Origin of the sequence: Aquiflexum sp. (assembly GCF_041749095.1) — a bacterium.
In the GTDB taxonomy this organism is placed as follows: Bacteria; Bacteroidota; Bacteroidia; order Cytophagales; family Cyclobacteriaceae; genus Aquiflexum.
Map to the genome: position 1 here is coordinate 1 of NZ_JBGTCA010000345.1, position 14,912 is coordinate 14,912.

Here is a 14,912-nt window from a genome sequence, read left to right on the forward strand (position 1 = left end):
ACCTCCTCGCCGGCGGTAAATTCAATTGCCTGCGCAACGGCTGCCGGAAAATTGACATAGTACTGTTCGCTTTTCAATCTTTTGATGAGCTGGACTTTGGTTTTATATCCCATATCTAGTATTTTAACTAGATATAAATATCAAAATAAAAGGCCGTAAAACAAAATTTACAGCCTTTTTTATTATTTATGTAGTAAAGAACCAAAGTCGAGTAGGTGTAGATTGTATCTACACCTTTTTATCCTTCCAGTTTATAAGAAAAACAATTAGATAAGAAGGAAACATATCAGTAAAAAGATCAGGAAAGGTTGATCATATGATTTTCGTGGATTTATCAATTGCAAATTGAATATCATAAAAAGGTGTAGTTGCAAACTACACCCAGTCGCTACTGAAAGCCTATACTAAATCTAGTAGGTAATTCCCCAGTACGAAATAAATCTATTATATTGAAGCCAATGAAAACAACCTTCCTTATCCTTTCTTTCCTTCTGATCTCTTTCAGCACTTTCGCCCAAATCCAAAAAAACTGGGCTTGGGGTGGGGAGATTGATCCTTTGCAAATAAAATATGAAGTTTTGCATTATCAGTTGGAACTGGAGATATTTCCCGAAAAGCAGGAAATCCATGGGAAAAACAAAATTACTTTTTTCTCTGATGAAAAGTTGGACACCTTGAGGTTGAACCTAATCGAAGAGTACACGGTGACCAAAGTCATGATGGATGGAGAGGAAGTCGGTTTCCGGCATTTTGGGGATACTTTGGACGTTTATCCCTCCGATTGTACCTGCACTGAGGTGGAGGTGTTTTATGGAGGCCAAACTCCAATCGCTATCCGTCCACCTTGGACAGGTGGTTTTACTTGGGAGATAGATGAATTGGAGAATCATTGGATGGGTCTTTCCTCCCAAAATGAAGGGGCAAAGATTTTTATGCCCTGCCTGGACCACCCATCAAGTGAACCTTCCAACGGAGTGGATTTAATTCTCACTGCGCCATATCCTTATTTTGTGGCTGCCAATGGAAGGCTGGTGGATACCCAAAAACAAAGCGGAAAAGTCACCTATCACTGGACAACACAATATCCCATCAACAATTACAATATCAACTTTACCCTGGGAATATTCCATGAGGAATCAAAAACTTTTGAGAGTGCAGACGGTACCGAAATTTCGATGATTGTTTATGTTCTCCAGCAAAACAGGGATAAAGCCAAATCGCTGCTGGAAGTATTGGAAACTTCTGCCAAAACCCACGAGAAGTTTTTTGGACCCTATCCATTTCCCAATGACAAAATCGCTGTCGTGGAGACACCCTATTTGGGGATGGAACATCAGACCATCAATGCTTATGGGAATAATTTTCAGTTTGTGAAAATAGGGGATGAGTACGCTGATTGGCTGCTTCACCATGAATTGGGGCACGAGTGGTTTGGCAATAAGGTTTCGGTCAAAGATTGGGCGGATTTCTGGATCCATGAGGGATTGACGGCTTATGGCGATTGGCTGTTTTACCTGGAACATGGAGGAGAAGAGGCCTATCACCAAAAAGTGGCTTCAGTCAAAAAGGGGATAGCCCATGCAAGGCCCGTAGTTTCACCAAGAAACTCCAATTCTGACCAAGCCTATCATCCTGAGATATATACCAAAGGGGCATTTATAATACATTCGCTGAGATATTACATAGGTGATGAGTTGTTCTTTCCCATGCTCAAAGCCTTTGTCTCAGATGAGCGTTTTACCTATGAAAATCTAGTCGAAACGGCTGATTTTACCGAATTTGTCCAGCAATATACCGGAATGGAGTTACAGGGATTCTTTGACATGTACCTTAAAAGCATCAGAGTTCCTAAAGTAAAAGTTTCCAAAAAAGGAAAGAAAGGATATCAAGTCAGTTTACCCAATATTGATTTTTCCATGCCGGTAGAAATAAAAACTCCTAATGGATATGAAAGGCACATGCTATCTTCAAAATCTGTTTTGGTAAGAAGTGAAGGTCCAATTGAGGTTGATCCCAATGGTTGGTATCTACTTGATCAAAAGTAGGTCTGTTAAGCGCACTTTTCATATTTGTAGTAAACGATAAACCTGACAGGTTTAATGAGCAGAAAGCATCAATAATAACCATTATAATTTAAAAACCTGTCAGGTTTCTATGAACGAGCATTAACTTGACAATGAAAGATTAAAATGAAATCCATATAAACTTTCCAAATCTTTGGATTCCAAAGCTGATTTTGTTTTCTTGCCATGAACCCGGTAGCCATTTTTAGTATTTTCTCAAACCAAACCTTTAAACAACATGAACAAACATATATATGAATCTGGGCTGATAGGTAACTGTTCCTACATTGCCCATGTTGAAAAGAACACCAATATTTCCTGGCTTTGCCTACCCCGCTTTGATTCGGATTTTATTTTCGGAGGGATGCTGGATAAACAAAAGGGGGGTGAGTTTACCATTTTGCCGGAAGGGTCTGATTTTGAATCTTCCCAGGTATATATTGAAAACACCAACATTCTTGAAACCACTATAAATACAGGGCATGACAGTTACAAAGTGACTGATTTTGCCCCTCGCTTCAAGAATTTTGACAGGTATTTTAAACCATTGATGTTGATCCGGAAAATTGAACCTATATCCGGGGCTCCCAGGATCAAGATCACCTGTAGGCCGGTTGCCGATAGAGGTAAAAAAGAACTTGTTCCCAGTATTGGGAGCAATCATATCCGGTATATGGGCGAGGATCAGGAAATCAGACTGACATCAAATGCAGCCCTTACCTACATCTGTGAAGGGAAATCATTTGTGCTTCAGCGTCCTATATACATGGTTTTCACATACGGAAGACCATTAGAAGCACCGATTGAATCCACCTGTGAGAGATTCCTGCATTCAACCATGGAATACTGGCAATCATGGGTCAAGTCTACCAGCATTTCCGGATTTCATCAGCGGTTGGTACTTCGCTCTGCATTGATCCTAAAGATCCACCAATATGAGGACACCGGTGCCATCATAGCTGCCTCCACCACATCCCTTCCGGAGGCTCCAGGTTCCACAAGGAATTGGGATTATCGGTATTGTTGGATAAGAGACAGTTACTATACCCTTACTTCTTTTAGTGGCGTAGGCCACTTTGAGGAACTTGAAAAATATTTTGAATTTATCCAAAACCTTCCGACAGGTGCTGATGGTAGATACCAACCACTTTATTCCATTACCGGAGAGAGTTTATTGATTGAAGAAATCTCCGATTTGGAAGGGTATTTGGGAAACAAGCCTGTCAGGTTTGGCAATCAGGCTTATACCCATATTCAGAACGATCTATATGGACAGGTGTTGGTGTCCCTTTTGCCCCTGTATTCGGATCAAAGGTTTACCTCAAAGGAGCGAAGTAGCTCAGAACCTATGATCATGAATTTGTTGGATAAAATCGAACAGACGATGGATGAAAAGGATGCCGGACTATGGGAATTCAGAAGTCTTGCCCAAGAACATTGCTATACTTTCCTTTTTCATTGGGCAGGTTCTTTGGCCGCGGCCAAAATCGGCAAGCGTCTCAAAAACGAAAAGATGTATGAGAAAGCAATGTACCTGAAGGATCTGGCTGTCGCAAAAATAGAAGCTTGCTATCTCCCTGATAGGAAAGCCTATTCACAGGCGATAGGCGCCAAACATATGGATGCTTCTACCTTGCAATTGATTACTATGGGTTACTTTGGCGATGATATAGAGCGGGCAAACAATCACCTTAAAGAATTGGAAAAAGAGCTTCTTTCAAAAGATTACCTCTTCTACCGATACAAGCATATGGATGATTTCGGGGTTCCCGAGACCACGTTTTTGATCTGTGCATTTTGGTATATTGAGGCTTTGGCCTGTGTCAATAGGCTGGATGAGGCAATTGAGGGATTTGAAACTTTGATCAAATATTCCAACCACCTCAATTTGTTTTCGGAAGATGTGGATCAGGCCACGGGCAGTCAATGGGGAAATTTTCCACAGGCTTACTCCCATGTCGGATTGATGAATGCGGCGTTTAGAATTGGCAGAAAGCTGGATCGGCCTAATTTTCTATAAAAAGTATATTACATCTGGCAGGCAGGCGTCATTCCGAGTAATTAACATTTTGGAAATGTACAGAAAATGTAATGACATTGGTTTGGCTTATATATGATTAATTTGAGTAAAATTAATGTAAAACCAATAAATAATTGCACTTATTAATAATCTGTCAATGGTAGTATTTAACATTTTGGAAATGTTCAGAAAATATAATGACATTGGTTTGGCTTATATATGATTAATTTTAGCGAAATTAATGTACAACCAGTAAATAATTGCACTTATCAATAATCTGTCATTGGTAGTCCCCAACATTTTGTAAATGTTCAGAATTGGTAATGACATCAAGACGGGCTGCAGACCTCTCCTGACGTCGAGGTGACAAGGCAAAGTCCTTTATAGAATTGAATGCAATTTACAGTTCAAAAATATTTACTCAATAAGTTTTTTGAGTAGGTCTCTTACCTGTCTAAAGGATTTGATGTTATAATTTGCTTGGGTATAAGCATATCCCACCCGTATGGTATAGGCATTTTTTGGCATGGCTTTGAAAGTGTCCTCATCTGTCCAGTCGTCTCCGATTGCCAGTACGAAATCATATTCATTTCCTTTCATCATTGCTACCGCTGCCCTTCCCTTGTTGATATCGGGTCGTTTGATCTCCAGGACCATGTTTCCTTCCAGGACCTGTAAATTATATCCGCTTGCCATGTATTTAAGATGTGAAAACAGTTCCCTCATTCTCAGGTCTCCCAGACCGCTTTCCACTTTTCTGTAATGCCAAACAAGCGAATGGTGTTTTTCTTCGATAAATGCACCGGGGGTCCTAAGTACATAGTATTCCATGATTTTTCTGATTTCTTCTTTCCAACTGTCATCTACCTCGGCGTATAGTTCCCATCCTTCCTTGGAGGATTTGCGCATCACCCAAACGCCGTGTTCAGCAATCATATCTATTTCCTGACCTTTAAACCATTTGCCAAGCGTATCCTTATCTCTACCCGAGATAATGACTACCTGGGCCTTGGGACTCAAATTTTTGACGATACTTTTTAATTCTGCATCAGGTTTTGCGTCCTGTGGGTTTGCTTTGAATCCCGTCAAAGTACCATCATAATCCAAGAACAGGACAGGATTGGAAGCTGACTTGAATTTTTCTTCGATTTCTTGGATAATTTTGGTGTCCACCACTCTGGAAATAAGTTCTGCCTGTTTCTTTTTTACATGCTCCAACCGATCCAAATACACCTTTACCCATTGGAAGATATCATATTTCTTAAGGCTTTCCTGCATAGAAACCATCCTGGATTTTTGTTCTTCAGGTTTCATAGCCAGCGCTTGATATATGGCGTCCACCATACCCTGCTTATCGTTGGGATTGACCAAGACTGCATCGATGAGTTCTTTGGAAGCACCTGCCATTTCAGAAAGAATCAATACACCGGTCTGATCGGTTTTACTGGCTACAAATTCCTTACAGACCAAATTCATCCCATCCCGGAGAGGTGTCACCAAGGCAATGTCAGACATGCTATAGAAAGCACTCAATTCCTCAAAAGGAAAACCCCGGTAGAAATAGTGAACGGGTATCCAATTTAAAGTGGAATACTCCGCATTTATTCTGCCTACTAGCAAATCAATTTCTTCCTTTAGCTCTTTATAAGATTGTACTTTGTCCCGACTCGGTACTACGACCATAATCATGGAGATTTTCCCATGTAAATCCTTATGGTTTTTCAAGAGCTCATAGAATACATGGAGCCGTTGGGGAATACCTTTGGAATAGTCCAATCTATCTATGGTTAAGATCAGTTTTGAGTCTCCAACTTGGTTCTTGAAATTCTTGACAATTTTTTGGGTTCTTTTGCTTTTGGCCTGTTTTTCAAATTTACCGTAATCAATGCCCATAGGAAAGGAATCAACATTGATAATCCTGTTTTCGGCCTGAATGTATCCGCTTTCAGAAGTCATTCCGGTTATTCTGCCCACAGCACTGAGAAAGTGACGCATGTCATCATAGGTGTGAAATCCGACCAGATCAGATCCACATACTCCTTCCAGCAATTCTTTCCTCCAAGGAATCATTCGGATGATTTCATAGGAAGGGAAGGGAATATGTTGAAAAAAAGCAATCGTCGCATTGGGCAATACGTCCCGCAGCATTTTTGGAAGGAGCAAAAGTTGGTAATCGTGTACCCAAATCGTGTCATCCGGATCAGCTTTTTTGAGAATGGCATCGCAGAATAACTGATTGACCCGGATATAGGCTTCCCAATGCTCCGGGTTATAGACAATGTATTGGGTAAAATAATGGAATGCCGGCCACAAGGTTTCATTGCTGAATCCTTCATAAAATTGCTCTACATCTTCTTTTGAAAGAAAAACAGGGGCCATTTTCAATTCGTGCAGTTCCAAAATGATTTCTGCCCGCTGCTCGGGATCTTCGACCGTATTTCCCGGCCAGCCGATCCAGATATTTTCACCTGATTTGTAGATGGAACCCAAGCCTGTGGCCAAACCTCCGGCAGAAGGTTTGAATTCGAATCGGTTGTTTCGATGCCTCAGCGAAACCGGAAGCCGGTTGGATACAATTATAGTTTTAGCCATTACTAAGATTTAATAAACAATTAATGAACTATTTATAAAAAGATGATTTTTAAATATAAATAAAATAGTCCAAAATTTGACCAATTTCAAAGGTTTTTACCATTAAATAGATAGTGTTAAATACTCTCGAGTTGCTATTATTTGTTTAAATTTCAAATCCGAAAACATTAAATAAAAATGAAATATTTAATACCCGTCGCCCTTCTTTTTGTTGGGATATTCTTTTGGAATGCAGGATTTTCCCAGTCAGGCCCACAAGCCTTTTACCTCACCTGGAGCTCTGACCCCACCGCATCTATGGATGTGGACTGGCATTTGGATGAGGACACTCCCACGACATTGTTTTTCAGGAGAAAGGGTACAGAAAAATGGCATTCATTCGATAGTGATGTTTTGCCCTATCCCTTCTCAACTAGGTATGTCCATCGAGTAGGACTTCAAGGTTTAAGAGCCAATACTGAATATGAGTTCCGGTTTGAAGCTTCTGAATCCATCTATTACTTCCGCACACTTCCAAAAAATCTAAACAACAAATCTCTCAAGATTGCCATAGGTGGTGATTCCATGCATCAGAAAGAATGGTTTGAAAAAACCAATAGGGTGGTGACGTCCTACAATCCTGATTTTGTGATCATCGGAGGGGATATGGCTTATGAAAATGGTTTGGCAGAAAATATCCAAAGGATTTATGACTGGTTTGATGCCTATACAAATACCTTGGTCACAGAAGACAATCGGATTATTCCCTGTATAGTCGCAGTGGGTAACCATGAAGTAGTTGGGGGATATTATACCCAGCATGAAGGATATGAACAGACCAAAGAATTCAGAAGAAGAATAGCACCTTATTTTTATGGGCTCTTTGCATTTCCCGGTCAGCCCGGTTACAATGTGCTGGACTTCGGAAAATACCTGAGTCTGATCATTTTGGATACAGACCACTCCAATCCCATAGAAGGAATACAGACAGAATGGCTCAGAAAAACACTTGAATCCAGAAAAAATGTAACGCATAAAATACCCATTTACCATGTTACTGCATACCCTTCAGTCCGGGATTACAATGGAATTACCCAAACGCTGGTAAGGGAAACTTGGACACCTATTTTTGAGGAAAATGGAGTCCGGATTGCTTTCGAAAACCATGACCATGCTTACAAAAGAACTTATCCAATCAAATCACAACAAATAGATGAATCGGGGATTGTATATGTGGGTGATGGTTCTTGGGGAGTTCAACCACGGGAAGTACATAGCCTGGACAGTGCTTGGTATCTCAACAAAGTCCAGTCTGTCAGGGCATTTACCTTGTTGACTTTGGAAAAAGGAAAGTTTAGCCTGATATCTGTGGATGAGGACGGGAATGTCATTGACAGCTTTCCTGAAAGTGATTTGTCGATGAGGAAGGAAGATTGAGGAGGGAGAGGATTGAAGCACGATTGAATCAGAAATAGCTTTTGAGATTCCAAAGTTATCTTGTCCTTGTCACCTCGACGGCAGGAGAGGTCTAATGCCTTTTCGGAGCAGGTAGATTTCTCTCTACGTTCGAAATGACAAAGGAAAGGTCTTTGACACAATTGAGTCAAGAACTACAATCAAGAACAGCAATCGACTTATCCTTGTCACCTCGACGTTAGGAGAGGTCTTATACTCTTTTTTGGGCAATAGATTTCTCTCTACGTTCGAAATGACAAAGGGAAAGTTTTTAACATAATAAAATCAAGAACTACAATTAAGAACAGCAATCGACTTGTCCTTATCACCTCGACAGCAGGAGAGGTCTATTGCCTCCAGCCTAAACGCCTCACCCCATTAACCAACCACCCCAAAACAAACCCAACAATAAAAACAGCCATGGTTCCCAACACTATGGCCAAATTCTTGTGCAATTCCAGTACAGGCCAGCCATATGCATTGAGTAACTCCTCCAAACTTATCCAAGCAATGATGAGCAAACCACATACAACACCTAAAATAGCGGGCATGTTACTTTGGGATTGGGAAAGTACACCCAAAAGGAAAAGTCCCAAAATACCCCCACTGAAAATGGAAGCCAACGCCCACCAGGCATCCAATGCACTACTGACCCCATTGAAGGCCAGGCCTATCAGAATACCTGCAATTCCCATGATAAATGAGGACATGTAAAGTACTTTGAACTCAGCAGCTTTAGGGAGTTTGGGGAAAAGGTATTTTTTGACATGATCTTCCAGAATCACCGTGGCCGAACTGTTGATGCTGGTGGATAAAGTACTCATACCTGCTGCAAATATGGCCGCGATCATCAGTCCGGTCAATCCAACAGGAAGGGATGAAACAATAAAATAGGGAAAAACTTTATCAGCATTTTCAAAGGCCTGTAATTCCAATGGGAGGTTTTCGGGAAACTGTTGGTAATAGGCAAACAAACCTGTGCCTATCATAAAAAACAATAAAGAAACCGGAACATAGAGCAGGCTTCCCAACCAAGTTGAGGCTTTGGCTTCTGATTCTGTTTTAGCTCCCAAATAACGTTGGATATAACTTTGGTCCACACCGAAATTCTGTAGGTTTATAAATAAACCATATACCAGAATCACCCAAAAAGTATTTTGACTCCAGTCAAAGGAAAGACTGCCCAAAGAAAGTTTGTTATGGGCTTGTGCGATTTCAATTACCTCTGGAAATCCTCCCGGCATTTCCCAAATGATCAGCAAAAAACATGTCAGTGCTCCTAAAATCAATAAAATTCCCTGAACAGCATCTGTCCAAACCACCGCTTCAATTCCCCCTAACATGGCATATATCGCGACTCCAATTCCTGTAGCTATGATGATCATCGGGATACTCCAGCCAAATAATGCGTTCATAGGCAGCGCCAATAAATACATGATAGCCCCCATTCGGGCCAATTGTGTCAAGAGATAGCAAGTGGAGGCATAAACCCTTGCCCACAAGCCAAAACGGTTTTCCAGGTAGGCATAGGCTGAGGGGCTCTGCAGTTTTCTGTAAAGTGGGACAAAATATTTCACCGCAATAAATGCCGCTAAAGGAATGGAAAGGCTAAATACAAAGCCGTTCCAATTGGATTGGTATGCACTTCCAGGCAAAGCCAAAAAACTGATACTGCTCACATAAGTAGCGAAGATGGACATCCCCAATGCCCATGCCGGTAACCTGCCACCTCCCGTGATATAATCGATAGAAGTCCTTTTTTTGAAATAGAAAGAAGCTCCCAGGCCAATTATTCCAGTCATATATACCAAAAAAACAATCAGATCAATAAGAGGAAGATTCATAGATTGTAAAAGGCGGGAAGTAATTAAATGCTTTTGATTTTGAAAATGATCTTTTCAAGATTTTGGACTATGGTTTCTTTTGCTTTGGCATCTACAGATTGCAGTGGTGGGGCAATATGCGGTTCACAGATTCCCAGGTAATAGAGGCTTTCTTTTACCCCACAGAGGTAGCTGGAGGTTTTTGGACTGCATCCATATATGTTTTTTGAGATTTCAAGGATAAGAGGCTGAATTTTGTTGACCAAATCAATGTCTCTATTCATGGCAGCTTCGAAGAGTCTGACATAGAGACTTGGAAAAATATTAGCACCCCCGTTGACCCCGCCATCACCACCTGAAAGGACTGATTGGGCAAGCATCTCTTCAGGACCAATCATAACCGAAAAATCAGGTTTTTCTGTTTTTATAGCCAATAATTTTTGGAAATAAACTCCATTGCCCGAACTGTCTTTAATTCCAATGATATTGGGATGCCGGGATAATTTCTGGGCGGTTTCGGGCTCAATGGTGTTTTTGGTCATGATGGGGAAATTGTACAAAAACAACGGCAACGGAACTAGGTCAGCGAGTTTGATATAATATTTAAACAGGTCATCCTGATCCAGGTAAAAATAATAAGGAGGTGCAGCTACCACTGCCCCTGCGCCATTGTCTTTTGCAATTTTGGCAATTTTAAGACTGACATCAATAGCAGTATGGGTGATGCCGACCAAGACCAAATGCTGTCCTTGTGTTTCTTTGCAGGTGATTTCTATCAATTCTTTTTTTAGGGCAGTTTTTAAACTCGAAGCCTCACCTGTTGTGCCTAATATAAATATCCCATAAACACCACCATGGGTCAGGTGGCGGATCAATCTTTCAGTACCTTTCTTGTCCAATTCCCCATTGGAAAGTAAAGGCGTGACCATAGGGACAATAATGCCTTCCAATTTATCAGGTGTATTTTCTTTATCCATTTGAGATTTTCCAATTAAGATTTGGTAAAAAATCCAATTTAAAAAAATATCCAATGTGATTTTGAAAATGTTCAGAAAAGAAATGACATCAAGTTACCCTCTAGCCAGCCGTCATTCTGAGTCACGAAGAATCTCCAGAGGTCCTATTTATATTTATATCTATTTTTTTCTGAACCTCAAGAGGCCCTTCCTATCTTCAGGGTGACGGCCATTCTGAAATATGCCATGACTAACCTTCTTAACTAAATTCCCTGATTAAAAAAAATGCTAATTAATATATTACGCTGTAAAAGTAAAATAATTTACGCTTACAACGTAAGATAGTTTATATTGTAAAAATAAACTTTATCTTTGCGATGTAAATTACTTATTCATATGGTATTTAAAGAAGATATAGAAGCCGCCTTTGAAGGTCAAAAAAGTGTCTTGGCCAGAGATTTTGGTTTTATCAAACGTGAAATGTTGGAGATATTCAAACCCTCCTCCACTCATGTCGAAGTAATTTCCGGTATAAGAAGATCTGGAAAGAGTACCCTGATGCGACAGATAGTCAAAAAATATTATGAAAAAGTTGCCTATTTCAATTTTGAAGATTCAAGGGTATTCGGTTTTGAAGTAGGGGATTTTTCAAAGTTGGATGATGTCATGGGAGAGGATGTTGAAGCCTACTTTTTTGATGAAATCCAGAACGTGGAGGGTTGGGAGATTTTTGTGAGACAGCTACATGAAAGAGGAGAAAAAATATTTGTTACAGGTTCGAATGCTTCTCTTTTGAGTCGGGAAATGGGTACAAGATTGACAGGTAGATATCTGAGTCATGAAGTGTTCCCCTTTTCATATAAAGAATACCTCACCTTTTTAGGCCTAGATGATAGTCAGGAGAATTTCTATGACTATGTAGTCAAAGGTGGCTTTCCCGAATTCCTAAGAGACCAAAACCCTGAAATACTTCAGATGTTGCTAAAGGATATTTTGTACAGGGATATAGCAGTCAGGTATGGGATAAAAAACACCCATGTCCTGATGGATATCGCTCTTTTTCTAATATCCAATCTCGGGAAAGAGGTAAGTTTCAATGGTATCCGCAATACGTTCAATGTCGGTTCTCCTACCACCGTATCAGATTACCTGTCTTGGATGGAAGATTCCTATTTGCTGTTTTTCCTTCCCCGGTTCAGTTGGTCATCTAAAAGTATATCGAAAAATCCCAAAAAAGTTTATTGCATTGATAACGGATTTGCCAAATCCAATTCCTTGAGTTTTACAAAGGATAAGGGAAGGCTATTGGAGAATCTTGTTTATTTAAATTTTAGGAAAAAGAACTATAAGCTGTTTTATTTCAAAGAAAGACAGGAGTGTGATTTTGTGGTTTTTGAGGGCTCTTTCTGTAAATGGTTGATACAGGTTTCAGAAGAACTTCATCCCGACAATAGGGATAGGGAAGTAGCTGGTTTAATAGAGGCAATGAATTTTTTTGAAATGGATAAGGGCTATATTGTTACAATGACACAAAATGACCAGTTGACTGTAAATGAAAGGTCAATCATAGTCCAAGATGTACGGTCATTTTTTGGGCTTTTACATAAGATCTACTTTGTCAAGTGAAGGATTGAATGTTGAAACCTGTCAGGTTTAACCTAATTGATAAATATGATAAAGTAGAAATAGATTAAATTTGAGTGAATGATTTTTACCAACATCATGCCTCTTGTTAAATAAAAGTCCTCAATGGTTCAGAAGTTCTTAAAACAACCTTACCCCTATTATTTCAAAGGAAAAAACCTTTGGATCATAGCTGCATTGATTTTTGGAATGAGTATGAGCTTCAATTTTTTTTTCGAACCTTTTGTAGTTTACAGGCCTGAACACAAAGTCAGTTTTTTTTGGATTTCAATGATACATTCATTGAATGCATTTCTTAGTGTTTTGCTGATTATTGGGCTGAACAATTTAAGTGTAAATGAAGATAAGTGGACTGTAGGAAATGAAATAGTATTGATTTCTGGAGTATTGTTGACCATAGGAATCAGTCAGTTTCTCGTCAGAGACCAGATATATGCAAATCCTGACAACTGGTCCATGCGATATTTTTTGGAGGAAATCAGGAATACCTATATGGTGGGAATTCTGTTTGCAGTTATTTTGGTTCCCATGAATTACCTGAGGTTGATGAAGGCACATCTGAAAACTGCTCAAACTCTGAACAATCAGCAACAGTCTGATTTTTTCCCACAAAGTGTTAAGCTACTACCTATTGTTACCCAGCAAAAAAGCGATGACTTTGATCTCAATCTGGATGAGTTTTTATTTGCCAAATCAGAGGGGAATTACTTGGAGATATATTTTGAGAATGGTGAAAAGACAAACAAAGTATTAAAAAGAATGACACTGAAAGAACTTGAAAGCCAATTGAAATCCTTCCCCCATTTTTTCAAAACCCACAGGTCTTTTTTGGTAAATCTCCAAAAAGTAGCCCAAGTAAAAGGCAATGCACAGGGCTATCAACTGGAAATAAAAAGTTATTCTGATTCACTTCCTGTATCAAGAGGGATGATCAATGACTTTGAAAGAAAGTACAAAGTCTCATAACCTTGCATTTCATCCCAAATCCTTGATATTGGTCACAAGGCACTTTTTCCGATCTTTTCAATACCTACTTTTGGAGAAACAAAATTCAAAATTATGCGCAGACACGACCTAGACTGGCTAAGGGTAATCGTTTTCGGATTGCTGATATTTTACCATGTTGGGATGTTTTTTGTCCCTTGGGGATTTCATATCAAAAATGACATCATATATCCTGAAATTAGATGGCCCATGCTTTTTCTGAATCAATGGCGCTTGCCTATCCTATTTGTGATTTCCGGAATGGGAACATATTATGCGCTTTCAAAAAGAAGTGGGGGTCAATTTGCCAAAGAAAGGATTCAAAGGTTATTGTTGCCTTTGGTGGTAGGAATACTTTTCATTGTTCCTCCCCAGGTATATTTTGAACGTTTGGATAAGGGACAATTCTCAGGTGGGTATTTCGAATTTTGGCCATCTCAGGCGTTCATCGGGATATATCCTGAAGGAAATTTTTCCTGGCACCACCTGTGGTTTTTGCCCTACTTGTTGCTTTTTTCTCTGGTTTTGATTCCGGCTTTCCTTTACCTCAGGAATCATCCTGAAGCTTGGTTATTGAAAAAAATGGCTGCTTTGGCTTCCCGGCCTTTTGGTTTGTTTTGGTTGACCATTCCGCTATATGTATGGGAATCTTTGGTTGAGCCGTTTTTTCCATCCACCCATGCCCTTTGGGGAGATTGGTTCAATGTGGTGAATTACATAACGCTTTTCTTTTTTGGCTTTTTGCTGATCTCGGTCAAAGAAGTTTTCTGGAAAACTGTCCTTGAAAATAGGCGTAAATACCTCTTTTGTGGATTGGTAGGTTTTACCTTTCTGATAGGATTGAGGCAGTTGTATGCGGATTCTATTTTGATTCATTTCATTGAGGCGTTGTTCAAAGTATTCAATCTTTGGGCTTGGATATTGGCTTTGTTCGGTTATGCCGCTGCATACCTTAACCGTCCCAGCAAAACCCTGACCTATGCCAATGAGTCTGTCTATCCATTTTATATCCTTCATCAGAGCTTCACCATAGGCATTGGGTTTTATCTGATGCACTTGGATTGGGGATTTTGGCCAAAGTTCCTGGTCATGTCGGCAGGTACATTTGGGTTTTCCTGGTTGGTTTATGAATTTGGTATAAGGAGGTGGAAATGGATAAGACCTTTGTTTGGGCTAAAAGGAAAAAAGCCTGTAAGAATTGATAAAAGGATCCATGCCTAATTTGTACTGTTTGATTCAAAAATGAATCTTGAGAAATCAGGGTAATTTCAAATGTGTTCATTAGTTTGCAAGCCAATTACAAATCTTAAAAATCATGATCAGTTCAAAGCATTTTCTTGTGGTGATTTCTTTTTTTCTTTTTATCATAGTTTCCTGTAGTGCAGCACCAATAACT

Annotated in this window: 9 protein-coding genes; 6 read left to right on the forward strand and 3 right to left on the reverse strand. The window is 39.8% G+C overall.

Annotation, left to right across the window (positions count from 1 at the left end; genetic code table 11):
* The first annotated feature begins 458 nt into the window (after positions 1-458).
* Both ACEW8O_RS15525 and ACEW8O_RS15530 read left to right on the forward strand, forming a co-directional pair.
* Positions 459-2,045, forward strand: coding sequence for a M1 family metallopeptidase (locus ACEW8O_RS15525; protein WP_373495537.1), 1,587 nt, complete (start codon positions 459-461; stop codon positions 2,043-2,045).
* 256 nt (positions 2,046-2,301) lie between these two features.
* Positions 2,302-4,083 (forward strand): glycoside hydrolase family 15 protein, encoded by a 1,782-nt coding sequence (locus ACEW8O_RS15530; RefSeq protein ID WP_373495538.1) that lies wholly within the window; start codon positions 2,302-2,304, stop codon positions 4,081-4,083.
* Between the two features lie 417 nt (positions 4,084-4,500).
* Here the strand turns inward: ACEW8O_RS15530 and ACEW8O_RS15535 are convergent, their stop codons facing one another.
* A complete protein-coding gene (locus ACEW8O_RS15535; protein WP_373495539.1) occupies positions 4,501-6,675 on the reverse strand; it encodes a bifunctional alpha,alpha-trehalose-phosphate synthase (UDP-forming)/trehalose-phosphatase in 2,175 nt (724 codons plus the stop codon).
* Between the two features lie 177 nt (positions 6,676-6,852).
* Here ACEW8O_RS15535 and ACEW8O_RS15540 point away from each other — a divergent pair, with 177 nt between their 5' ends.
* Positions 6,853-8,091 (forward strand): fibronectin type III domain-containing protein, encoded by a 1,239-nt coding sequence (locus ACEW8O_RS15540; protein WP_373495540.1) that lies wholly within the window; start codon positions 6,853-6,855, stop codon positions 8,089-8,091.
* Positions 8,092-8,456: 365 nt separating this feature from the next.
* On the opposite strand, the gene ACEW8O_RS15545 is transcribed toward ACEW8O_RS15540, so the two are convergent.
* Together ACEW8O_RS15545 and ACEW8O_RS15550 are read right to left on the reverse strand one after the other, a co-directional pair.
* Positions 8,457-9,953, reverse strand: a complete 1,497-nt coding sequence (locus tag ACEW8O_RS15545; protein ID WP_373495541.1) for a sodium:solute symporter — start codon at positions 9,951-9,953, stop codon at positions 8,457-8,459.
* A 23-nt stretch (positions 9,954-9,976) separates the two neighbouring features.
* Positions 9,977-10,909, reverse strand: a complete 933-nt coding sequence (locus ACEW8O_RS15550; protein ID WP_373495542.1) for a dihydrodipicolinate synthase family protein — start codon at positions 10,907-10,909, stop codon at positions 9,977-9,979.
* 375 nt (positions 10,910-11,284) lie between these two features.
* Between ACEW8O_RS15550 and ACEW8O_RS15555 the strand changes: the two genes are divergently transcribed.
* From ACEW8O_RS15555 to ACEW8O_RS15565, 3 genes are all read left to right on the forward strand, one after another.
* Entirely contained in the window at positions 11,285-12,514 is a 1,230-nt protein-coding gene (locus ACEW8O_RS15555; protein ID WP_373495543.1) for an ATP-binding protein, read from the forward strand.
* A gap of 123 nt (positions 12,515-12,637) precedes the next feature.
* A complete protein-coding gene (locus ACEW8O_RS15560) occupies positions 12,638-13,498 on the forward strand; it encodes a LytR/AlgR family response regulator transcription factor (protein ID WP_373495544.1) in 861 nt (286 codons plus the stop codon).
* 93 nt (positions 13,499-13,591) lie between these two features.
* Positions 13,592-14,737 carry an acyltransferase family protein gene (locus ACEW8O_RS15565; RefSeq protein WP_373495545.1) on the forward strand — a complete coding sequence of 382 codons (1,146 nt, stop codon included), beginning with the start codon at positions 13,592-13,594 and terminating at the stop codon, positions 14,735-14,737.
* Positions 14,738-14,912 lie beyond the last annotated feature (175 nt).